The organism is Thermomonas sp., assembly GCF_041905325.1.
Classification (GTDB): domain Bacteria; phylum Pseudomonadota; class Gammaproteobacteria; order Xanthomonadales; family Xanthomonadaceae; genus Thermomonas.
The window spans coordinates 116,117-138,710 of record NZ_JAYRLK010000002.1 but is presented as its reverse complement, the minus strand read 5'-3'; the positions used below and the strand labels follow the sequence as shown (position 1 = coordinate 138,710).

The 22,594-nt window shown below is 68.0% G+C and carries 23 protein-coding genes; 9 read left to right on the top strand and 14 right to left on the bottom strand.

Annotated features, from left to right (window positions below; translation table 11 throughout):
• Positions 1-46: 46 nt before the first annotated feature.
• Positions 47-901 (bottom strand): protease HtpX, encoded by an 855-nt coding sequence (gene htpX, locus ACE3OK_RS02845; RefSeq protein WP_374248027.1) that lies wholly within the window; start codon positions 899-901, stop codon positions 47-49.
• A gap of 86 nt (positions 902-987) precedes the next feature.
• Here htpX and gluQRS point away from each other — a divergent pair, with 86 nt between their 5' ends.
• From gluQRS to ACE3OK_RS02820, 5 genes are all read left to right on the top strand, one after another.
• Positions 988-1,896, top strand: a complete 909-nt coding sequence (gluQRS, locus tag ACE3OK_RS02840) for a tRNA glutamyl-Q(34) synthetase GluQRS (RefSeq protein ID WP_374248026.1) — start codon at positions 988-990, stop codon at positions 1,894-1,896.
• Between the two features lie 39 nt (positions 1,897-1,935).
• Positions 1,936-2,676, top strand: a complete 741-nt coding sequence (gene phbB, locus ACE3OK_RS02835) for an acetoacetyl-CoA reductase (RefSeq protein ID WP_374248025.1) — start codon at positions 1,936-1,938, stop codon at positions 2,674-2,676.
• Positions 2,677-2,721: 45 nt separating this feature from the next.
• Positions 2,722-3,171 carry a cytochrome c gene (locus ACE3OK_RS02830; protein WP_374248024.1) on the top strand — a complete coding sequence of 150 codons (450 nt, stop codon included), beginning with the start codon at positions 2,722-2,724 and terminating at the stop codon, positions 3,169-3,171.
• Between the two features lie 78 nt (positions 3,172-3,249).
• Positions 3,250-3,750, top strand: coding sequence for a DUF456 domain-containing protein (locus ACE3OK_RS02825; protein ID WP_374248023.1), 501 nt, complete (start codon positions 3,250-3,252; stop codon positions 3,748-3,750).
• A gap of 29 nt (positions 3,751-3,779) precedes the next feature.
• Complete coding sequence (locus tag ACE3OK_RS02820; RefSeq protein WP_374248022.1) at positions 3,780-4,799, top strand: mechanosensitive ion channel family protein; 1,020 nt, start codon at positions 3,780-3,782, stop codon at positions 4,797-4,799.
• Here ACE3OK_RS02820 and ACE3OK_RS02815 read toward each other — a convergent pair.
• Positions 4,787-5,182, bottom strand: a complete 396-nt coding sequence (locus ACE3OK_RS02815; RefSeq protein WP_374248021.1) for a hypothetical protein — start codon at positions 5,180-5,182, stop codon at positions 4,787-4,789. The genes ACE3OK_RS02820 and ACE3OK_RS02815 overlap by 13 nt on opposite strands.
• Complete coding sequence (locus ACE3OK_RS02810) at positions 5,179-6,699, bottom strand: fumarate hydratase (protein ID WP_374248288.1); 1,521 nt, start codon at positions 6,697-6,699, stop codon at positions 5,179-5,181. Before ACE3OK_RS02810 ends, ACE3OK_RS02815 begins: the two co-directional genes overlap by 4 nt.
• A 105-nt stretch (positions 6,700-6,804) precedes the next feature.
• On the opposite strand from ACE3OK_RS02810, the gene ACE3OK_RS02805 reads away from it, so the two are divergent.
• Together ACE3OK_RS02805 and ACE3OK_RS02800 are read left to right on the top strand one after the other, a co-directional pair.
• Positions 6,805-7,305: a TerB family tellurite resistance protein gene (locus tag ACE3OK_RS02805; protein ID WP_374248020.1), complete on the top strand. Its 501-nt coding sequence runs from the start codon at positions 6,805-6,807 to the stop codon at positions 7,303-7,305.
• 76 nt (positions 7,306-7,381) lie between these two features.
• A complete protein-coding gene (locus tag ACE3OK_RS02800; RefSeq protein WP_374248018.1) occupies positions 7,382-8,191 on the top strand; it encodes a ferredoxin--NADP reductase in 810 nt (269 codons plus the stop codon).
• 3 nt (positions 8,192-8,194) lie between these two features.
• On the opposite strand, the gene ACE3OK_RS02795 is transcribed toward ACE3OK_RS02800, so the two are convergent.
• Complete coding sequence (locus tag ACE3OK_RS02795; RefSeq protein ID WP_374248017.1) at positions 8,195-8,599, bottom strand: hypothetical protein; 405 nt, start codon at positions 8,597-8,599, stop codon at positions 8,195-8,197.
• Positions 8,596-9,081, bottom strand: coding sequence for a glutathione peroxidase (locus ACE3OK_RS02790; protein WP_374248016.1), 486 nt, complete (start codon positions 9,079-9,081; stop codon positions 8,596-8,598). The genes ACE3OK_RS02795 and ACE3OK_RS02790 overlap by 4 nt, the downstream gene beginning before the upstream one ends.
• Before the next feature lie 147 nt (positions 9,082-9,228).
• Between ACE3OK_RS02790 and ACE3OK_RS02785 the strand changes: the two genes are divergently transcribed.
• Positions 9,229-11,394 carry a M3 family metallopeptidase gene (locus ACE3OK_RS02785; protein WP_374248015.1) on the top strand — a complete coding sequence of 722 codons (2,166 nt, stop codon included), beginning with the start codon at positions 9,229-9,231 and terminating at the stop codon, positions 11,392-11,394.
• Positions 11,395-11,469: 75 nt separating this feature from the next.
• On the opposite strand, the gene ACE3OK_RS02780 is transcribed toward ACE3OK_RS02785, so the two are convergent.
• The 4 genes from ACE3OK_RS02780 to ACE3OK_RS02765 all read right to left on the bottom strand — a co-directional run bounded on the left by ACE3OK_RS02780 (position 11,470) and on the right by ACE3OK_RS02765 (position 15,224).
• Positions 11,470-12,309, bottom strand: a complete 840-nt coding sequence (locus ACE3OK_RS02780; protein ID WP_374248014.1) for a hypothetical protein — start codon at positions 12,307-12,309, stop codon at positions 11,470-11,472.
• Between the two features lie 112 nt (positions 12,310-12,421).
• Complete coding sequence (locus ACE3OK_RS02775; protein ID WP_374248013.1) at positions 12,422-12,631, bottom strand: cold-shock protein; 210 nt, start codon at positions 12,629-12,631, stop codon at positions 12,422-12,424.
• A gap of 222 nt (positions 12,632-12,853) precedes the next feature.
• Entirely contained in the window at positions 12,854-13,570 is a 717-nt protein-coding gene (locus tag ACE3OK_RS02770; protein ID WP_374248012.1) for a pseudouridine synthase, read from the bottom strand.
• Positions 13,571-13,598: 28 nt separating this feature from the next.
• Positions 13,599-15,224: a hypothetical protein gene (locus tag ACE3OK_RS02765; RefSeq protein WP_374248011.1), complete on the bottom strand. Its 1,626-nt coding sequence runs from the start codon at positions 15,222-15,224 to the stop codon at positions 13,599-13,601.
• A 123-nt stretch (positions 15,225-15,347) separates the two neighbouring features.
• Here ACE3OK_RS02765 and ACE3OK_RS02760 point away from each other — a divergent pair, with 123 nt between their 5' ends.
• Positions 15,348-16,361, top strand: coding sequence for a sensor histidine kinase (locus ACE3OK_RS02760; protein ID WP_374248010.1), 1,014 nt, complete (start codon positions 15,348-15,350; stop codon positions 16,359-16,361).
• On the opposite strand, the gene lpxK is transcribed toward ACE3OK_RS02760, so the two are convergent.
• From lpxK to ACE3OK_RS02735, 5 genes are read right to left on the bottom strand one after another with little or no spacing between them, the layout of a single operon-like run.
• Complete coding sequence (gene lpxK, locus ACE3OK_RS02755) at positions 16,322-17,377, bottom strand: tetraacyldisaccharide 4'-kinase (protein ID WP_374248009.1); 1,056 nt, start codon at positions 17,375-17,377, stop codon at positions 16,322-16,324. The genes ACE3OK_RS02760 and lpxK overlap by 40 nt on opposite strands.
• Entirely contained in the window at positions 17,374-19,125 is a 1,752-nt protein-coding gene (gene msbA, locus ACE3OK_RS02750; protein ID WP_374248008.1) for a lipid A export permease/ATP-binding protein MsbA, read from the bottom strand. The genes lpxK and msbA overlap by 4 nt, the downstream gene beginning before the upstream one ends.
• Positions 19,122-19,559: an ExbD/TolR family protein gene (locus ACE3OK_RS02745; RefSeq protein WP_374248007.1), complete on the bottom strand. Its 438-nt coding sequence runs from the start codon at positions 19,557-19,559 to the stop codon at positions 19,122-19,124. The genes msbA and ACE3OK_RS02745 overlap by 4 nt, the downstream gene beginning before the upstream one ends.
• Positions 19,560-19,568: 9 nt before the next feature.
• Positions 19,569-20,204: a MotA/TolQ/ExbB proton channel family protein gene (locus ACE3OK_RS02740; protein ID WP_374248006.1), complete on the bottom strand. Its 636-nt coding sequence runs from the start codon at positions 20,202-20,204 to the stop codon at positions 19,569-19,571.
• A 19-nt stretch (positions 20,205-20,223) separates the two neighbouring features.
• Positions 20,224-22,494, bottom strand: coding sequence for a DNA internalization-related competence protein ComEC/Rec2 (locus ACE3OK_RS02735; RefSeq protein WP_374248005.1), 2,271 nt, complete (start codon positions 22,492-22,494; stop codon positions 20,224-20,226).
• Between the last annotated feature and the right edge of the window lie 100 nt (positions 22,495-22,594).

The window sequence follows — 22,594 nt, the reverse complement described above, 5'->3', positions numbered from 1 at the left end:
GCCCGCCACGGGGCGGGCCGCGTGCGGGCCATCCCGGGTGGCCCGGTCAGCCGCCCTGCCGCAACGCGGCGATGCGCACCTCCAGCGGCGGGTGGCTGCTGAGCAGGCCGCGCATGCCGCCACTGATGCCGAACGCGGCCACCTGCTTGGGCAGGGTGCTTTCGCCGTGCATCTGCGCCAGCCGTTCCAGTGCGGCGATCATTTTCTGCCGGCCGGCCAGATGGGCACCACCGGCGTCGGCACGGAACTCGCGATGGCGCGAGAACCACATCGCGATCATCGAGGCGAAGATGCCGAACACCATTTCCAGCACGAACACGATGATGTAGTAACCGAAACCCGGGCCACGGTCGCGGTCACCGCTGATCGCGCCATCCACCACCCGCCCCACCACCCGCGCCAGCACGATCACGAAGGTATTGAGCACCCCCTGCAGCAGCGCCATGGTCACCATGTCGCCGTTGGCGACGTGGCTGACCTCATGCCCCAGCACCGCCTCCGCTTCGTCGCGGCCCATCGACCGCAGCAGGCCGGTGGACACCGCCACCAGGGCGTTGTTGCGGTTGGCGCCGGTGGCGAAGGCGTTGATCTCCGGGGCATCGTAGATCGCCACCTCGGGCATGCCGATCCCGGCGGCCTGCGCCTGCCGCTGCACCGTGGCCAGCAGCCAGCGTTCGGTTTCGTTGCGCGGCTGCTCGATCACCTGCGCACCGGTGGTGCGCTTGGCGATCCACTTCGACATCAGCAGCGACACGATCGAGCCGCCGAAGCCGAACAAGGCCGCCATCACCAGCAGGCCGCCGGTTTGTTGCGGGTTCACCCCGAGGACCGACATCACGATACTGACCAGCGCCAGCACGGCGAGGTTGGTGGCCAGGAACAGGAACATGCGCTTGAACATGGATACTCTTGCCTCGTGCACGGGATGTGCCTTCCATCCGGTAGTGTGGTCTGCCACCCGGGAATTCAATCCGGCATCCTGAACGCATGTTGATTCCGCGCTACCAAGGCCGCTTCGCCCCTTCGCCCAGCGGCCCGCTGCATGCCGGTTCCATGCTGGCGGCGCTGGGCAGCTGGTTGCTGGCCAGACAGGCCGGCGGCAGCTGGCGGGTACGGATCGAGGACATCGACCCGCCACGCGAAATCGCCGGCATGGCGGCGGCGCAACTGGCCACGCTGGATGCCTTCGGCCTGCACCCGGACGGCGCGGTGGTGTACCAAAGCCAGCGCCATCGGCGGTACCAGCAAGCGCTCGACACGCTGCTGGCGCAAGGACTGGCGTTCGAATGCCATTGCAGTCGCCGTGCGCTGGCCGCCACCGGCGGCATCCACCGCCACTGCGTCGCCACCCGCAAGCGCCCGGACCCGGCCATCCGCCTGCGCGTGGCCGACGGCTGCCAGGTGGCTTTCGACGACGCCGTGCACGGCCGCATCGTGCAACGCGTGGATGTCGAGGCGGGGGATTTCGTCCTGCGCCGCAGCGATGGCCTGTGGGCCTATCAGCTGGCGGTGGTGGTGGACGATGCCGCGCAGGGCATCACTGATGTGGTGCGTGGCGCTGACCTGCTGGACTCCACCCCGCGCCAGATGTTGCTGCAACAGGCATTGGGACTGCCCGCGCCCGCCTATGCGCACCTGCCGCTGCTGCTGGGCGAGGATGGGCGGAAACTGTCCAAATCCGCTGCCGCCCTGCCGGTCGACCGCCAGCACCCGGTCCGCGTGCTGGCCATGCTGTGGGCCTGCCTCGGACAGGCGGCGCTGCCGCAGGAGGCGTTGCGCTCGTTGCCGCACTTCCTCGAGGCCACCGTCGCAGGTTTCCGTCTGGCCGACGTGCCGGTCCAGGCCATCCCGCTATCCGCCGCGCTGCACAACACAAATTCAGCACGGCATGCCTAGAATCAAACCCGACCCTCTTCCATCGCAAGGAGCACCACCATGACGTCCCGAGTTGCATTGGTCACCGGCGGCACCGGCGGCATCGGCACCGCCATCGTCAAGCGTCTGGCCGACATGGGCCACAAGGTCGCCACCAACTACCGCAATGAGGAAAAAGCGCGGGCATGGCAGGACCGGATGAAGGCCGCAGGCTACGAGGTGGTCCTGGCCCGGGGCGACGTCACCTCGCCGCAGGACGCCGAGGCGATGGTGCGTGAAGTCGAAGCCCGGCTCGGGCCGGTCGAGATCCTGGTCAACAACGCCGGCATCACCCGCGACGGCACCTTCCACCGGATGAAGGCCGACCAGTGGACGGACGTGATCAACACCAACCTCAACTCCTGCTTCAACGTCACCCGCCCGGTGATCGAGGGCATGCGCGAGCGCAAATGGGGACGGATCATCCAGATCAGTTCGATCAACGGGCTCAAGGGCCAGTACGGGCAGGCCAACTACGCGGCGGCCAAGGCCGGCATGCATGGCTTCACCATTTCGCTGGCGCGTGAAAACGCCAGGAACGGCGTCACCGTCAACACCATTTCGCCCGGCTACATCGCCACCGACATGGTGATGGCGGTGCCGGAAGAGGTGCGCGCCAAGATCATCGCCGACATCCCCACCGGCCGCCTCGGCACGCCGGAGGAAATCGCTTATGGCGTGGGCTTCCTGGCCGACGAGCAGGCCGGCTGGATCACCGGTTCCAACCTCGACATCAACGGCGGCCATCACATGGGCTGGTAAGGTAATCTGCCGCCACGCAGCCCCGCATCCCTTTCCGGAGAACGCATGTCCACACCCGACCCCACCCCCCGCACGTCCAACGCCGGCCGCTACCTGTTCATGGCCATCGTCGGCCTGACCGTGGGCGTCGGGGCCACGATCGCGATGCCGCGCATCTGGAGTGCGCTGGTGGGCGAAGCCGATCCGTTCCCGCATGCGCTGATGGAGGTGCAGGGCTGGCACATGGGCCAACTGAGGGCCGCCATGGATCAGAACCGTTGCACCGCCAGCGACGTGATGCCGCACCTGCAAGCGCTGCGCGCGATGTCCGGCGACCTCGAGCCGGGCTTCCCCAAGCTGCGCGACGATGAACGCTTCAAGAGCGCCGCCGCCGCCATGCGCGGCGCGGTGGACAAGGCCATCGCCGCACCGCCGCTCAGCTGCGAAAGCCTGGCCGGGACGATGAAGGCGATCGGCGACACCTGCAAGGGCTGCCACCGCGACTTCAAGAATTGAGCTTTTCCGGCATCCACGACCAAGGCCACCCTTGCGGTGGCCTTTGTTTTTCGCCTCCGTCCCCCACATGCTGCTGACATGGACTGGAATCTGCTGCTGTATCTGCTGGCGGTGATGTGCGTATTGGCTGGCTTGGCCGGCGTGCTGCTGCCGGTGCTGCCGGGGGCACCGCTGGTCTTCGTCGGCCTGCTGCTGGCCGCCTGGGCCGATGGCTTTGCGCATGTCGGCTGGCCGGCGCTGGCCCTGCTGTCCGTGTTGACGGTGCTGGCGCTGGTCGTCGATGTCTGGGCCACCGCCCACGGGGCCAAGCGCGTGGGGGCCAGCCGGCTTGCCATGCTGGGGGCCACGCTGGGCACGGTGGCCGGGCTGTTCTTTGCCCTGCCCGGCCTGCTGCTGGGCCCGTTCATCGGTGCCGTGGCCGGCGAGTTGCTGCACCGGCGCAGCCTGCATCCGGGTACGCTGGGCCACGCCGGCAAAGTCGGGGCCGGTACCTGGCTGGGCTTGCTGCTGGGCACCGCCTTCAAGCTCGCGCTGGCCTTCACCATGCTGGGAACGTTCGCCCTTGCGTGGTGGCTGTGATCCCCGACTTCCCGCCTGTCTCGATTGCCATGCTGCTGACAACCCATATCGCGCCCTCCCCTCCCCTGCCCCAGCGTTTCCTCGAAGCGATGGAACAGGTGCAGGACAAACTGCTGCACCTGCTGGCCAGCGCGCCTTTGCTGCTGCTGGCCATCCTGATCGTGCTGGGCGCGGTCTGGCTGGGCGGCTTCGTCAGCCGACGCATGCGCGTGCTGACCCACATCAGCCGCAGCAATCCGTACATGGACGGGCTGCTGCGCAATACCGTGCAGGTGCTGATCGGGCTGGCCGGCGTGCTGGTGGCGCTGGACTTGCTGGGTGCCACGTCGCTGGTGGGCGCGGTACTGGGCTCGGCCGGCGTGGTCGGGCTGGTGCTGGGCTTCGCCTTCAAGGACATCGCCGAAAACTACATCGCCGGGGTGTTGTTGAGCCTGCGCCAGCCCTTCGCGCCCGGCGACAGCGTGCGCATCGACCACCATGAGGGCAAGGTCATCGCGCTCAATTCCCGCGCTACTTACCTGATGACCGCCGAAGGCAACCACCTGCAATTGCCCAACAGCCTGGTGTTCAAATCGGTCCTGCTGAACTATTCGCGCAACCCGCAGCGCCGGTTCGATTTCCAGATCGCAGTGGGCAACCGCGCTTCGCTGCACAGGACGATGGACCTGGGGATTGCGACCCTGTCCGGGATCGACGGCGTGCTGGACAAGCCCGCTCCCAACGCATTGATCCTGAGCCTCGGCAACGACGGTGCCACCCTGCAATTCACCGGCTGGATCGACCAGACGCGGAACGACCTCTCGCGCATCCGCAGCGAGGCGATGCGCAGTCTGCGCAGGGCACTGTGGGAAGCCGGCATCCCGGCCCCGGAAACGGTGCAGCACGTGGCGCTGGTCCGCAACGAAGCGGAACCGGCACCGCTGCCGGACAACGGGCATCCACGCGACACCTCGGTGGATCGCGCGCTGGACGCGCAACTGGGGCGCGCACGCGCGCTGGAAGACGGCAGCGATTTGCTGGAAACCCCCGCCCGGAATCAATCCCCGTAAAGCAACCAGCGGCGTGCCTCGTCCTCGTCCGAGAACACGCGATTGGTCAGGCCGCGCTCGCGGCTGTAGATTTCGGCCAACTCGCTGCCCTGGATGTCATCGCGCAATTCCACGAAAGCGACACGCACCGCCGCGAAGCCGGCTTCCACCTGCACATCGACGACCGCGCCGATGTCGGGCACGTCCACGGTGGACAGCAGATCTTCCACCACCAGCAACCGGGTGACGGCACGTGCCCGGCATTCCTCGCCGAGCATCCGCCACATCGCGGAGGACACCGCCAGCGAATCGGTGCCATCGAAGACCAGCGCGCGCAGATACCCCGTCTCGCCGTCGTAACGAATCCGGAAACCCGGCCCGTCGACGAGACGGGAAGCGCTCACGCGAGCACCGCCAGCGGGATCTTGCCGATCTTCGCCTGCCATTCGCGCGGGCCGGTCTGGTGCACCGAGGTGCCGGTGCTGTCCACCGCCACGGTCACCGGCATGTCCTTGACCTCGAACTCGTAGATCGCCTCCATGCCCAGGTCGGCGAAGCCAACGACCTTGGCCGCCTTGATCGCCTTCGACACCAGATAGGCCGAACCGCCGACCGCCATCAGGTACACCGACTGGTGCTTCTTGATCGCTTCCAGCGCCGCCGGGCCGCGCTCGGCCTTGCCGATCATGCCCAGCAGGCCGGTCTGCGCCAGCACCTGTTCGGTGAACTTGTCCATGCGGGTGGCGGTGGTGGGGCCGGCCGGGCCGACCGCCTCGTCGCGCACCGGATCGACCGGACCGACGTAGTAGATGAAGCGCCCGGCCAGATCGACCGGCAGCGCCTCGCCCTTGTTCAGCATGTCGACCATCCGCTTGTGCGCGGCGTCCCGACCAGTGAGCATCCTGCCGCTCAGCAGCAGCACCTCACCCGGCTTGAAGGTCTGCACTTCCTCGCGGGTGATCGTGTCCAGGTTCACCCGGCGCGCGTTCTGCGGGCTGTAGGTGAGCTTGGGCCAGTCTTCCAGCGAGGGCGGGTCCAGCATCACCGGGCCGCTGCCGTCGAGGGTGAAATGCGCATGGCGGGTGGCCGCGCAGTTGGGGATCAGCGCCACCGGCAGGTTGGCGGCATGGGTCGGGAAGTCCTTGATCTTGACGTCCAGCACCGTGGTCAGCCCACCCAGGCCCTGCGCGCCGATGCCCAGCGCATTGACCTTCTCGAACAGCTCGATGCGCAGCTCTTCGACGCGATTGGACGGCCCGCGCGCGATCAGCTCCTGAATGTCGATTTCCTCCATCAGCGACTCTTTCGCCAGCAGCATCGCCTTCTCGGCGGTGCCGCCGATGCCGATGCCGAGCATGCCCGGCGGGCACCAGCCGGCGCCCATGGTCGGCACCGTCTTGAGCACCCAGTCGACGATGGAATCGGACGGGTTGAGCATCGCGAACTTGCTCTTGGCTTCGCTGCCGCCACCCTTCGCGGCCACGATCACGTCGAGCTTGTCGCCGGCGACGATCTTGACGTTGATGACGCAGGGCGTGTTGTCCCTGGTGTTGATGCGCTTGCCGGCCGGATCGGCCAGCACGCTGGCGCGCAGCTTGTTGTCGGGATCGAGGTAGGCGCGGCGCACGCCCTCGTTGACCGCATCCTCGAGCGAACCGGTGAAGCCCTCCCAGCGCACGTCCATGCCCACTTCCAGGAAAACGGTGACGATGCCGGTGTCCTGGCAGATCGGGCGGTGGCCTTCGGCGCACATGCGCGAATTGATCAGGATCTGCGCCATCGCGTCCTTGGCCGCGGGCGACTCCTCGCGTTCCCAGGCGGCGGTGACGGCCTTGATGAAATCGACCGGGTGGTAGTAGCTGATGTACTGCAGCGCGTCGGCGACGGACTGGATCAGGTGGTCTTGCTGGATGACGGTCACGGGCGGGGGCATCGGTGGATCGGGGATGCGCATGATAACGCGCCCCCTTTTCAGCGGCGTCCGGCAGGCGCAGGATACGGACACGCCAATTCCGGGGAGGGGATCATGGGCAACGACAGCACGGCTTCCGGCAAATTCGAAGGCATTCGCGGCATCCTCAATGACATCCGCCTGCTGCTGGGCGACTTGCTGGGGCTGGGCAAGCCCGATGCCGAAGAACGGATGGTGATCGAAGTGTTCTTCGGCCTGATGGGCTATCTGGCCAAGGCCGACCGCCTGGTCAGCAGCCACGAGTCCAACCTCGCCAACACGGTGATGGATGAGAACGATCTGTCGATGGCCGGCCGCGAGCTGGCGATGGCGGCTTTCGAACGCGGCATGACCCGCAACATCAACGTGAAGGCCGAGCTGCTGCGCTTCACCGATACCCATCCGGCCGGCTCGGAGACGGCCAACCGGCTGTACGACGTGCTGCTGCGGCTGGCCGCCGCCGATGGCCGCCTCGACCCGCGCGAGTACGCCACCATGCAGGATGTCACCCAGGCCCTCGGGTTGCCGGCGGTCACCCTGGACAACAAGCTGGCGCTGTTCACGCTGAAACGCTGAAGCCGGCCACCACGGGGCGACGCCGTGCTGCGTTGCGGCGTAAAATGCAGGCTGTCCCGCTGCATTCGACCCCCGCATGGCCTCGCCCTTCGGCACTGAAACGGTGCTCGACGTCCGTCACTGGACGGACGCCTACTTCAGCTTCACCCTCACCCGCGACGACGGTTTCCGCTTCGACAACGGCCAGTTCGTGATGATCGGGCTGGAGGTCGAGCAGGACGATGGCACGCGCAAACCGCTGCTGCGCGCCTATTCGATCGCCAGTGCGAACTGGGAAGAGCAGTTGGAGTTCTTCAGCATCAAGGTGCAGAACGGCCCGCTGACCTCCCGCCTGCAACATATCCAGCCGGGCGACACAGTGCTGCTGGGGCGCAAACCCACCGGCACCCTGCTGGTGTCCGACCTGCATCCCGGCCGCAACCTCTATTTGCTGGGCACCGGCACCGGGCTGGCGCCGTGGCTGTCGATCATCAAGGACCCCGCCACCTACGACCGCTTCGAGCGCGTGGTGCTCTGCCACGGCGTGCGCGGCGCGGCGGACCTGGCCTATCGGGACTACATCGAAAACGACCTGCTGGTCCACGACCTGCTGGGCGACATGCTGCGGGGCCGCCTGCTGTACTACCCGGCCGTCTCGCGCGAGCCGTTCATGGTGCGCGGCCACGACCACCACGGCCGCATCACCGACCATCTTGCGCAAGGGCGGATCGCCGCGGCGCTGGGGCTGGATGCGCTGGACCCGGCCTTTGATCGCGCGATGATCTGCGGCAGCCCGCAGATGCTGGCCGACTTCCGCGCCCTCCTCGACGCGCGCGGCTTCACCGCATCGCCGCGCATCGGCACCGCCGGCGAGTACGTGTTCGAGCGTGCGTTCGTGGAAAAGTGAAGCTCAGGCGCCACCGTAGCGCAGCCATAGCCGCGCATCGGACTCGTTGCTGAACACCCGCACCTGGTAGCCGCGCTCCAGCGCCAGCAGCTCGACATATTCGATCCGCGGCACCTGGTCGGTGCGGCCCTCGACATAGGCAATCCGCACCGCCTCGAGGCCCAGCCCGGCCACGTCGTCGAAAAAGCGCAGCAGGTCGGCATCGCTCATCACCTCCCCCGGCAATGCGTCCAGCACCAGCAGTTGCGCGGCACCGCACGCCGCCACCCGGGCGGCAATGCGCTGCCAGTAATCGCGGGTGCGCTCCAGCGTGGTGTCCGCATCGCCTTGCAGGTGGACCACCAGCAACGGGGCCCGGTATTCGAACACCAGCCGGTAGCCATTGCCCTCGAGCACGTCGTCGCTCATGCCAGCGCCGCCTCGATGTCGCGGGCCAGGGATTCCGGGCGATCGGTCGGCGCATGGCGCTGCAGCACCTGCCCGTCGCGCCCGATCAGGAACTTGGTGAAGTTCCACTTGATCGCATCGATGCCCAGCACCCCACCCTTTTGCCGCTTCAACCAGATCCATAGCGGATGCGCCCCCTTGCCGTTGACTTCGACCTTGGCAGCCAGTGGAAACGTCACGTCGTAGTGCAGCGTGCAGAACGTGCGGATCTCATCGGCATCCCCAGGCTCCTGGTGGCCGAACTGGTCGCAGGGGAAACCCAGCACCACCAGCCCGCGCGGGCCATACGCGCGCCACAGCGCTTCCAGCCCGGCATATTGCGGGGTGAAACCGCACTTGCTGGCCACGTTGACCACCAGCAGCACCTTGCCGCGCCATTGCGACAACGGCAGCGGGGTCCCATCAAGGGCGAGGACTTCGAAGTCGAATGCGCATTCAGCCATGGCCACGATTCTGCGCTACGCCAGCAGTTGCCGACCACTCTTGACAACGCGGCAAACCCGGCAATCCGGACATCGCCCCCTCCGGCCCGCCCCGTCGGCCACCATGCGTTACGCTATGCGGCTGTTGTCGCCACTTCCGGAATCCGCATGAAGCATCCCCTTGCCTGCGCCCTTGCGCTTGCCCTTGCCACCTCGCTGGGCGGTCACGCCACCGCCGCCGGCCACGCCCCGAAACCCGCCATGCCCGCCATTTCCTACAGCGGCCCGTTCGCCGCGCCCAGCCCGCTGGACCTGCACTATCCGCGCTTCGACCAGATCAAGGACAGCGACTTCGCCCCCGCCTTCGACGCCGGCATGGCCCTGCAACTGCAGGAAATCGATGCCATCGCCAACAACCCGGCCGCACCGACCTTCCAGAACACCATCGTGGCGATGGAAAAAAGCGGCCAGGTGCTGAACCGCGCCACCAGCGTGTTCTTCAACCTCGTGGCCACCGACAAGAACGATGCCCGCGAGAAGCTGGAAACCGACTACGCGCCGAAGTTTTCCGCGCACGCCGACGCCATCGCCCTGAACCCCAGGCTGTTCGCCCGCATCAAGGCGCTTTACGACACCCGCGACAGCCTCGGGCTGGATGCCGTGGACCGCCGCCTGCTGGAAAAGCGCTACCACGACTTCGTGCGTTCCGGTGCCGCCCTCGATGCCAGCCAGCAGGCCCGCATCCGCGCCATCAACACCGAGCTGTCCACGCTGGGCACCCGCTTCGACCAGAACGTGCTGGCGGAAGTGAACGGCTCCGCCATCGTGGTGGACGACCGTGCGCAGCTGGCCGGCATGACCGACGAGCAAATCACCGCCGCCGCCGAAGCCGCCAAGACCCGCGGGCTGGAAGGCAAGTACGTGATCGCGCTGGTCAATACCACCGGCCAGCCGCCGGAAACCCAGCTGCAGGACCGCACCCTGCGCCAGCGCCTGCACGAGGCATCGGTGGCGCGCGGCAGCCGCGGCAACCAGTGGGACAACACCGGCGTGATCGCGCAGGTGCTCAAGCTGCGCGCCGAACGCGCGCGCCTGTTGGGTTACGACACCTACGCCAATTACGTGCTGGCCGATGAAACCGCCGTCAACCAGGACAACGTCAATGCCATGCTGCGCCAGCTGGCACCGAAGGCGGTGGCCAATGCCCGTCGCGAAGGCGCCGATTTGCAGGCGATGATCGATGCTTCGCAGAAGCAGGCCGGGCAGCCGTCGTTCCAGCTGCAGCCCTGGGACTGGGCCTTCTACAGCGAAAAGGTGCGGCAGGCGAAGTTCAATTTCGACGAAAGCCAGCTCAAACCCTACTTCGAAATGAAGAACGTGCTGGAGAACGGCGTGTTCTACGCCGCCCATCGCCTGTACGGGATCAGCTTCAAGGAACGCACCGACCTGCCGAAGTACCGCCAGGACACCTGGACCTACGACGTGTTCGACAAGGACGGCAAGCGGCTGGCGATCTTCATCTTCGACCCCTACGCGCGCGCGTCCAAGCGCGGCGGCGCGTGGATGAACACCTACGTGGCGGAAAACGCCCTGCTGGGCGAACAGCCGGTGGTGGCCAACCACCTCAACATCCCCAAGCCCGGCGACGGCAAGCCCACCCTGCTGACCTGGGATGAAGTGACCACCGCCTTCCACGAGTTCGGCCATGCCCTGCACGGCTTCTTCCAGGACGTGCGCTACCCGTACTTCTCGATGAACGTGCCGCGCGACTTCGTGGAATATCCGTCGCAGGTCAACGAGATGTGGGCCGACTGGCCGGAAGTGCTGGCGCACTACGCCAAGCACTACCAGACCGGCGAGGCGATGCCGAAGGCGCTGCTGGACAAGGTGATCGCGGCGTCGAAGTTCAACCAGGGCTTCGCCACCACCGAATACCTGGAAGCAGCGATGCTGGACCAGCGCTGGCACCAGCTGCCGCTGGAGAACATCCCGGAAGCCAGCGGCGTGATGGCGTTCGAAGCGCAGGCGCTGAAGGCCGACGGCTTCGACTACGCACCGGTGCCGCCGCGCTACAAGACGCCCTACTTCAGCCACATCATGGGCGGCTATGCGGCCGGCTACTACGCCTACATCTGGTCGGAAGTCCTGGCCGCCAACACCAGCAAGTGGATCCGCGACAATGGCGGCCTGACCCTGGAAAACGGCGACCGGGTGCGGGCCAAGGTGCTGGCACCGGGCGGCGAGATCGAGCCGGGCCAACTGTTCCCGAACCTGTCCGGCTACCCGGCGAAGATCGAGCCGTTGCTGGAGCAGCGCGGCCTGGACAGCAAGTAAGCAACGGTCGCTCCCCGCATGCAACAACGCCGCCCTCGGGCGGCGTTGTTGTTCGTGCGCCCCCGCAGGCCGCGCTCAGCCGGCGCGGAACAAGGGCTGGTAGGCCGGCGCCACCAGCGGCAACAGGACTTTCGCCGGCACCTCGACCACCTGGGTCCCGTCGGAATACGGCCCCACCCGGGACGGCGGAAACACGAACCGGATCGACCGGATGCTGCCATCGGCATTCATCACCGGCTCGAGCACGGAGAAATTTTTCGGATCCGGGGAGATCCCGCCATCGATCATCGCCATGCCTTCCCGCAGTGCGGTGGCCCGGGCATCCCCTTCCAGCCCGCCGTCGTCCAGACGCCCGGACAGCCGGGTGACCAGCTGCTCGCGCACATAGGCAGCCACCGGCACCCAGTGGCCCGCCTCCGGAATCAATTGCTCCGCCGCCAGCATCTGCTGCAACTGCGGCAGCCACACGAACCGTTCCACCAGCGGCAGTCCGTGCGCACCGCCCAGGTAGGTGCTGCCCTCGGCCTTCGCCACCACCACCCGCGGTGTCTCCACCGGCAGCGTGACGTCCAGGCTGAGGTCGTACGGAACATCCGGCTTGTGCCCCTTGAGCGCGCCCACGGCCTGCATCAGTTGGTCCTGCGCGGCATCGGCATAGGTACGCAGCGCCAGCGCCAGCGTGGGGTATTTCAGTGCCGCCTGCGGATAGCTGATGCCGACGATGTAGGACGGGGTGGTTTCGATCACGTCCTTGAGTTCCACCGGACCACCGGCCACCACGGCCGGGGCCGGGGCCACCATGGCCGGGGCGGAAGGTGCCGGCGCCGGTGGGCGGGCGGGCTTGCATGCAGGCAGCAGGGCGATGCCCAGCAGCAAGGGCAGCAAACGCGGGGAAACGGTGGCAACGACAGGCATGGGGGAGGCAAGCGACGGAAGCGGGAACCGGCACCGCAAAGTGTGACACGGACTGCAAAAAAACAAAGCCCGGCCGAAGCCGGGCTTTGCAATGCGCGAATGCGCGACCGAATTACATCGGCTGCACTTCGTCGGCCTGCAGGCCCTTCTGGCCCTGCACGACCTTGAAGGAGACCTTCTGGCCTTCCTGCAGGGACTTGAAGCCGGTGCCCTGGATCGAGCGGAAGTGGACGAAAACGTCCGGGCCGCTTTCCGGGGTGATGAAGCCGAAGCCCTTGGCGTCGTTGAACCACTTGACGGTACCGGTCTGACGATCCGACATGTTGCTACTCCTGAATAACAGTTGGAAATGGAAACACGGCAAGCAAGGCCGGCCGCGACTGTCGAGCAAGGGGTAACGCACACGATGAGCGGATCACGATGGATCTACCGCATCGGGTCACGATGTACCGTGATCCCGCTTGAAACAGTGAGCGCACCTTAACCTGTTTTTGACGGCAAATGTGCAAACCGGCGAAGATTTTTTTCAGGCGGGCGTTTTTGTTCACCAGTCGGCATGTTCGGGCAGCAGCCCGCGCAGCTCGGCATCGGTCAGATTGCGCCACTGGCCGGGCTTCAGGTGGCCCAGCTTGACGTTGCCGATCCGGGCCCGGTGCAGCTGCTTGACCCGGTAGCCGAAATGGGCGGCCATCAGCCGGATCTGCCGGTTCAACCCCTGCACCAGCACGATCCGGAAGCCGAACCGGCCCAGTTTTCCGGTCTTGCAGGGCAGCGTGGGCTGGCCGTGCACCGGCACCCCGCCCTTGGCCATGCCGCGCAGGAAGTCATCGGTGACCGCGTTGTTCACGGCCACCAGGTATTCCTTCTCCAGCTTGTTCTCGGCCCGCAGGATGCGGTTGACGATGTCGCCGTTGCTGGTCAGCAGGATCAGCCCCTCGGAATCCTTGTCCAGGCGGCCGATCGGGAAGATCCGCTGCTCGTGGCCCACGAACTCGACGATGTTGCCTTTGACCGATTCGTCGGTGGTGCAGGTGATGCCCACCGGCTTGTTCAGCGCGATGTAGACGTGCCGACGCTTGCCCTTGGCCGCCGTGCGCGCCTCCAACTTGTTGCCGTCCACCCGGACGTCATCGCCCTCGCCTACCTCGGTACCGATGCGGGCGCGCACGCCGTTGACGGCAACACGCCCCTCGGCGATCAGGCGGTCGGCTTCGCGACGGGAACAGAACCCGGTGTCGGCGATGTGGCGGTTCAGGCGCATGGGCGCGCATTCTACGCGGCTTGCACGCTCACGGCCGGGCGACAGGTGGCGCGGGCATGATTACGCGATGTTGCCGCGCATCGTCCAGCCTTTCCAGGAAATGCGCCTGCATGGGGTCCGCGCGATCGGCATGCTGCTCGAAATCCTTGATGAATTGATCCGGGACGACGCCCTTCATCGCGCCTTCCGCCTGGATGCGATAGAGCCAGGCTCGCCCGTCTTGCGGATACTCGCGCAACAACCTTTGCAGATAGGGAGCAGCCTTGGTGCTGCCGTCCTTGGGCGACAGGCCGGCATTGAACATCCACATCGACACCAGTTCGCGCAGGGATGCATGCCGCTGCTCCGGGTCTTCGATCGCCTTCAGGTAGTGGGCTTCCGCCTGCCCGGGCTGGCGGGTGTTGTGGAACGCCGCGCCGGCGATGTAATGCAGCAAGGCGCTGTCGGGGTCCTGCTGCAAGGCGATGCCGACATGGCGCACGCTGACATCGGGGGCGTCATGCAGCAATCGCCATGCAACCCAGCGGTGCGCCCATTCCGTGCGGTTGCCGAAGCGCACCGCCTGCAAGGTGTAGGCCAGCGACTTCCAGCCATCGCCACTGCCGTCCTTGGCGTTTGCGGCCACGTTGGCGGCATCGATCAGGGGCTCTTCCGCCGAACTCATGTGCACGGCAAGGTCGAGGACGTCGGCGGTTTCCGCCGTGAGCACGTCATCGGCGATCAAACGGTCGCCTCGGTCCGCATAAGGTGCGGCCAGCATCTGGGCGAGGTTCGGGTGCGCCGCAAGCTGGCCTTGCAGGCTGGCCGCATACGACAGCATGGCATCGTACGAGCCACCCCAGCGCGGTTGCAGCGATGTCATCCGGGTATCCGCCAGCTCCATGCAGCCAGGGTCGATGGCGCGGGCGGCGACGAATGCTTCCTGCTCCAATGCGGGGCGCGAGTCGCGATAGGCCATGCCCAGCATCCCGATCCAGGGCACGATGAAACCGGGAGCCAGCGCCACCGCCTTGCGATACAGCGGCAATGCCTGGTCGTACAGCGCAGTCATCCGCCGCAGGTCCTGCGGTGGCGTCTCCGCCACGAACCGGCCACCACGCGCGCGCCTTGCCGCCCCCGACAGGTATTCCGCACGCGCCGTCAGCGCGTACGGGCTTTCCGGCTGCAATCGCAACCAGTCTGCGGTGAAGGCATCGGCACCTTCCACGGCGAATTGGTTGAAGAAGTAATGCAGCTCCTCGCTGGCGTCCTGCTTGTTCGCGTGCAGCGCCAGGACCTTACGCAGGTAGGCTTCAAGGGCCTCGACGCGGCCGGCAGCCAGCTGCGGCCGGAAATCCGCGATATCCGTGGCGCGCACGACGTGATCCAGGCAATGCGCGCGCACGTGCCCGGCCGGCCATTGATTGCCCGGCAAATCCGGGTACGCCAGGCACCGCTGCCCCGGGTCTTCGATCCGTTCGGCACGCACTGCCGCCAGCAGGTAGTCGCGCCAGACGGCCGGGGCCGCCTTGAACATCTCCGCCTCCGGCAGCAGTGGCACAGCCGCCGCCGCAGGTGCCGGCTCCGCCGCTGCGACCGGGCCGGCCAGCCCCCCAAATCCACAGGCCAGCCCGCAGGCCAACCCGCACACCCGTTCCCACGTCCACTTGCGCATCCATGCCTCCGGCATCCCGACGTTCGTCGCCGGCATCATGCCATCGATCGGCACCGGCCAAGCCGTGCCCTTCCCTCGCGTGGCGGCGGCGGCTACGCTCGCGGCATCCGCCTGGAGCGCCCCGTGAACACGCCCACCGACCCGCTTGCCGCCCTGTGGCGTCCACCTGCCCTGATGGGGGTGCTGCTGGGGGGCGAGGCGCTGGCTGCCATCATGGCGCTGTCGCCACCGACCGGCGGCGACCGGCTGGTGCATTTCGGGCTGGCCTCGCTGGGCATCCAGTGGGTGGCGCTGGGCACGCTGTGCGCATTGTTCCTGCTGCGCAGGCAACTGGGACGGTTGCCAGCGCTGCGGCTGGCCTGGGCCTGCCTGGTGTTGTTCCTGGGCATGAGCCTGCTGGTGGCCGCAGCCGCCTGGAGCGTGCTGTCGCTGGCGGGGGACGCGGACGGCTCCCGGGATGCGTTCGTGCTGCGGATGCTGGCACTGGCGCTGGTGGTGGGCTTGATCGGCCTGCTCACCTACCAGAACTACTGGCGCTCGCGGCAATTGGCGGTACGTACCAAGCAATTGCAACTGGAAGCGCTGCAGGCACGGATTCGCCCACATTTCCTGTTCAACACCCTCAATACCGGCGCGGCGCTGGTGCATGCCCGCCCCGACGAGGCCGAACGGCTGCTGCTGGACCTGGCGGATCTGTTCCGCAGCGCCTTGCGCGGGCCGCAATCCATTCCGCTGGAGGAAGAATTGGCACTGACCCGGCGCTATCTGGAGATCGAGGCCCTGCGCTTCGGCCCGCGCCTGCAACTGGTCTGGCAGATTCCGGACACCCTGCCCGACGTGCAGGTGCCGTCGCTGTCGATCCAGCCATTGGCCGAAAATGCGATCCGCCACGGCATCGAACGCCTGCCGCAGGGCGGGGCGGTGGACGTCGCCGTGCACGTGCACATGGCCGCCATCGAAGTGGTGATCGGCAACGATGTGCCGACGGCGGCAGGCCGCAGCGCGGGGTACGCGGTCGGGCTGGCCTCGGCGCGCGAGCGCGTGCACGCGCTGACCGACGGCCGCGGCGAGCTTGCGGCCGGCCTCGCGGAGGGACGCTACGTGGTGCGATTGCGGCTGCCGCTGCCGGTGGCCTGACTGCGGCCGGCCACCGCCGCCACCCGCGCCAGCAACGCCTGCCAGAACGCCGGCGGCAACTGCGCCTGCACCGGCACCGCGTGCCAGCCCGGCTGCGCGAAGGCTGCGCACTTCACTGCATCCTTTTCGGTCATCAACACCGGCAGCGGGCTGCCGAAATCGAAATCCTCGGCCACGTAAGCGTGGTGGTCGGGGAATGCGTGCGGCACCACCGCCAGCCCGGCGGCACGCAGCATCGCGAAGAACCGCTCCGGCTCGCCGATACCCGCCACCGCATGCACGCGCTGCCCCGCGAAGGCCGCCAATGCCAGCGCACGTCCCCCCGCCAGCGGGCGCACGGCGCGGGTGTCCAGCGCCATCGGCCATTCACCGCCCCCCGCAGTGCTGCCGGTGACGGGCGTTGCCCCGACATTGAGCACGCGGAAGTCGCAATCGGCCGCACGTTCCACCGGCTCGCGCAAGGGGCCGGCCGGCAGCAGGCACCCGTTGCCGTAGCGACGGCGCGCATCCTGCACCTCGATCTCGATGTCGCGGGCCAGCCGGTAGTGCTGCAAGCCGTCATCGCAGACCACGATGTCGCAACCGGCGGCCACCAACGCGCGCGCCGCCGCCACCCGATCGCGGTCCACCCGCACGCGGACGCCGGTCGCGGTGGCGATCAGCAACGGCTCGTCGCCGGTCGACATCGCCGGCATCCACGCCTCCACCCAGCGTGCATGGCCGGCATCCTTGCGGCCATGGCCGCGACTGGCCACACCCGGCGCGTAGCCTTCGGCGCGCAGGCGTTCCACCAGCGCGATCACCAGCGGGGTCTTGCCGCTGCCACCGGCCACCAGGTTGCCCACCACCAGCACCGGCACGCCGGGATGCCGGCGTCGCAACCAGCCCTGCCGGTACAGGGCGCGGCGCAGCGCCACCACGGCGCCATACAGCGGCGTCACCGCGCGCGTCCACGCCGGTGGCGAACCTCCGTCGAACCACCATGCGGGCGTCTGCGGCAAGCGCGGTGCGCTCAAGCCCCCTGCTCCCGGAACTGCGCCGCATGCAGACGCGCATACACCCCGCCCTGCGCCAACAACTGCGCATGGGTGCCCTGTTCCACCAGCCGGCCCTCATCCAGCACCAGGATCTGGTCGGCATGTTCCACCGTGGACAGGCGATGGGCGATGACCAGCGTGGTGCGATCCGGGATCAGCTGCGCCAACGCGTCCTGCACCAGCCGTTCGGAAGCGTTGTCGAGCGCGGCGGTGGCCTCGTCGAGGATGAGGATCGGCGCGTCCTTCAGCATCGCGCGGGCGATGGCCAGGCGCTGGCGCTGGCCACCGGACAGCTTGCCGCCCTTGACGCCGATCTGCGCCTGCACGCCTTCGGGCAGCCGCTCCACGAACTCCATCGCATTGGCCGCGCGCACCGCCTGTTCCACTTGCCCCGGCGTGGCGTCGCGCAATTCGCCATAGGCCACGTTCGCGGCCACGCTGCCATCGAACAGCATCACCTGCTGGCCCACCATCGCCACTTGCCGACGCAAGTCGGCCAACGGGTAGTCGGCCAGCGGATGGCCGTCCAGCAGGACCTGGCCCGCGTCCGGTTCGTAGAAGCGTGGAATCAGTTTGATCAGGGTGGACTTGCCGCTGCCGGAGCGCCCCACCAACGCGGTGACCGTGCCCGGGCGCGCGACGAAGCTGATGCCCTCCAGCGCCGGCGTTTCGCGCCCATCGTACTGCACGCGGACGTTGCGGAACTCCAACCGCCCTTCGGCCCGCACCAGCGGCAGCGTGCCGGCATCAACCTCATCCTCGGCATCGAGCACGTGGAAGAGTCGCTCGGCCGATGCGATGCCGCGCTGGAGCATGCCCTGTACGTTGGTCAACTGCTTGAGCGCCGGAATGATCGCCAGCATCGAAATCATCAGCTGCACGAAGCCGCCCGCACTCAAGCGCCCCTCCAGCGCCTCGCGGCCGGCGAAGAACAGCAACAGGGCCAAGCCGACCGCGCCGGTGAGCTGCACCACCGCCGATGAGATGCTGCGGGTGGCCTCCACCTTGAGGCTCAGGTCCAGATTGTGGTCGGCCAGCGCGGCGTAGCGCTCCATTTCAGCGGCCCGCGCGCCGTACAACTTCACTTCCTGTTGCCCGGCCAGGGCCTGGTCGGCCGCCAGCATCATCTGCGCCGAGGTTTCCTGCACGCGGTGGCCGTAGCGCCGGTAACGCCGGCCCACCTTGTCCATCACCCAGGCGATCAACGGGCCCAGCAGCAGCACGATCAGGGTCACCCGCCAGCTGGCATAGAGCATCACCGCCAGCATCGCCACCACTTGCAACGATTGTTGCAGCATGACCTTGGCCGAATCGATGACCGCCTGTGCCACCTGGTCGCTGTCGGAGCCCAGCCGCACCAGCATCGAGGGCACCGGCTCGGCATCGAAACGCAGGCCCGGCAGCCGCAGGTACTTGTCCATCGCCTGCACGCGCATGTCGCGGGCGATGCCACGCGCGGCCCGCGCCATGAACACGTCGGTGACGTAGCCCGCCACCCCGCGCACCACGAAGATGGCGATGATGGCCAGCGGCAACAACCAGCCGGACTGCTGGTTGCGGGCGACGAAGGTCTCGTCGACCATGGGTTTGGTCAGCAGGCCGAACGCACCGGCAGCCCCCCCCTCCAGCGCCAGCCCCAACGCCGCCACCAGCAACACGTTGCGGTAGCCGGTTGCCAGCCGCAACAGGCGTCGGTAAATCCCCCACGGCGTCACCGCCACACTCACGGGGTGCCCACCTGCGGAGTCACCTGCGGCGCGGTGGCATTGGCCACCTTGCGGAAACCCAATTGGGCCAGCGCTTCGTAGGCGGTGACCACCGCCTGCCACGGCGTGCGCGCATCCGCACGCACCAGCACCACGCGCTCGCGGTCGTTGCCGGCGACATCACGCAGGGCCTGCTTGAGCGATTCGACATCGGTGCGCAGCACTTCGCGGTCACCGACGAAATAGCGCCCCTGCGCGTTGATCAGGATGCCCAGCGGCTGCGCCTGCGGGTCGGCTGGCTGGCCGTTGGCGCGCGGCAATTCCAGCTTCAGCACCGAGCGGGCGTCGAAGGTGGTGGTGACGACGAAGAAGATCAGCAGGCACAGGACCACGTCGATCAGCGGCACCAGGTTGATCTCGGGGGTGTCATCCTCGCGGAAATCGCGGATCCGCATGGCCGGCCATCACTCCTGCGCGGGGCCGGCATCGCCGGCAACGGTGGTATCCAGCACGTCCTGCAGGCGCATGGCCTCGTGCTCCATGTCCACGATGTAGCCGGCGATCAGGCCGCGGAAATAGCGGTGGAACGCCAGTGCCGGAATCGCCACGATCATGCCGGTGGCGGTGCACACCAGCGCCTTGCCGATGCCGCCGGCCAGCTGGCTGGCGTCGCCGATGCCGTGATCGAGGATGCCGAGGAACATCTGGATCATGCCCACCACGGTGCCGAACAGGCCCAGCAGCGGGCCGGCCGCGGCAATGGTGCCCAGTGCATTGAGGAAGCGCTCCATCCGATGCACGAGGTGGCGGCCCACGTCCTCGACCCTTTCGCGGACCACCTCGCGGCCGCGTTGGCGCACGTCCAGCAGCGCCGCCAGCAACGCACCCAGGGGCGAGGTGGCGCGCAGCGATTCGATGTGGGCCGGTTCCAGTGGCTTGCCGCGCGCCACCCAGGCGCGGACTTCATCACCCAGGCCGGGCGGCAACACGCGCTCGCGGCGCAGGCTCCAGAAACGCTCCACCACGATGGCCAACGCCGCCACCGTGAGCAGCAGCAGCGGAATCATCGGCCAACCGCCGGCCTTGATCAGTTCCAGCACGAATAGAACCCTCCGGCCCTCATGGCCGTGCAAACTCCGGCGCGTAGCATAGCCCAGCCACCTGCCCACGCCGGCGCACCGCATCCCATGGCCGCATCCGGTCGGTGCGCTGCTCGCGCAGTTGCAGGCCCGTGCGCCCCAGCCACACCCGCAACGCACCGGAGCGTGCCGTATCCAGCACTTCCGCCCCCGCCGCGCACCAGCGCCGCACCACCCGTTCGCGCGGATGCCGGAAGCGGTTGTCGGCCCCGGAGGACACCAGCGCCAGCCGTGCGCCCACGGCGGCCACGAATTCCGGGGTGGACGCGCCGTCACTGCCATGATGGGGCATCAACACCACGTCGCTGCGCAGCAGCGCCGGCATGGCGTGCACCAGCTTGCGCTCGGCGTAGCCGCCGATGTCACCCGGCAGCAGCACGCTGCCGTACGCGGTCTCGATGCGCAGCACGCAGCTGACCTCGTTGCCCAGATAGGGAACGTCGAGATCGGGATTGAGCACGCGGAAGCGCACGCCTTCCCACACCCAGGATTGCCCGGCAACGCAGTGCATGCTGCCCGGGGAAGGGCTGCCGGCCGGTGCCAGCACCACCGGCATCGGAAAGGCCAACGCCACCGATTGCCGGCCACCGGCGTGGTCCATGTCGCCATGGCTGACCACCGCCGCGTCCAACCGGGACACCCCAAGGGCGTGCAACGCCGGCACCACCGCGCGCTCGCCGGCATCGTACCCGTCGGGAACTGCCGGCCCCATGTCGAACAGCAGGCTGTGGCGGGCGGTGCGCACCAGCACCGACAACCCCTGCCCGACATCGATGACGGTCAATTCCACCTCCCCCATGGCCGGCAATTCGCGTGGCGGATACAGCAGCGGCAGCCACAACAGCAAGGCCAGCGGCCGTCCCGGCAGGCCGCGCGGCAACAGCAGCCAGAACGCGCCACAGAGCGCCAGCGGCAGGGCATGCCAACGCGCCTGCGGCAACCAGCACATGGCCAGCGGGCTGTCGGCAAGGGCGGACAGCACAGGCCAGCTCAAGTCGAAGCAGCTGCCCGCCGCCTGCCAGCACCAGTGCCCGGCACCCGCATGCACGGTCTCCAGCAGCACGCCCAGCAGGCTCAGCGGCACCACCACCAGGCTCCACCACGGCACCGCCAGCAGGTTGGCCAGCGGGCCTGCCAGCGAAGCCTGGCCGAACAGCAGCACGCACAACGGCAACAACCCGAGGCTGGCCACCGCCTGCGCCCCCAGGAACCCGCGCACGCGGCCCCACGCACCCTTGCCGTCACCCTCCGGCAAGCACCACAGCAGCCACGCCACACCCGCGAAGCTGAGCCAGAAACCAGCACCCAGCACCGCCAGCGGATCCAGCAGCAGCAACACGCCGGCTCCCAGTGCCAACGTGTCGGCCAGCCGCAAGCGCCGCCGCAGGCAGCGCGCACCCACCAGCGTGGCGATCATCACCGCCGTGCGCAGGGTGGGCACCGACATCCCGGTCAGCACCGCATAACCGAAGCCCCCCGCCACCGCGCCCAGACCGGCGGCGAAGGGGCGTGGCAGGCGCCGGCACAGCGGCGGCCACAACCACCCCGGCAGGCCCGCCAACAAGGCGCAGAAGCCGGCCACCAGCCCGACGTGGAAACCGGAAATCGCGATCAGGTGGGTCAACCCCGCCGCCCGCAGGCGCGCCCAGTCCAGTGGCGTCAGGAAGCGCGTATCGCCCAGCGCCAGCGCCCGCACGTACCGTGACGTCGCGGTCCGCATCGCGGCGGCGATCCGACCGCTCATGCGTTCCCGCCAGGCATCCACCCCCGCGGCCCCTTCCATGCGCCGGGCCTGCGCGGGCCTGGTCACGAACCCGGTGGCGGCGATCCGCCCGGCCAGCGCATACATCTCCGCATCATTGCCGCCGGGGTTGCGCAACCCGCGCGGGGCGCGCAACTTCACCGGCAGCTCCCAACGGCTGCCGGCCTGCAATTGCCGCCGCGACTGCGGATCGTCCTCATACCACGCCAATTGCAGGATGCGCCCACGCAGGGCCGCTGGCAGTCCCGCCGCAGCGTCCACTTCGAACTGGAAGCGGGTGCGCCGCGGCTCGTGCACCGGCAATTCCACGATCCGCCCCTGCACGCGCAACGGCTTGCCCTGCAAGGCCGACGGCAGTTGCGCGTCCAGTGCCGCACCGGCCTGCAAGGCGGCCAGGACGAACCCGAGCAACCCGGCCCCCAGCAATCGCCCGGAACCGTTGCGCACCAGCAACATCAACGCGGGCAGCAGCAAGGCCCAGGCGAGCATGCGGGGCGGGAAGCCCGGCAATCCCAGGCATGCCCCGATCCCGGCCAGCAACGCCACCACGCAGGCCGGGCCGAACAGCGGCCAGCACCGCGATGGCCGC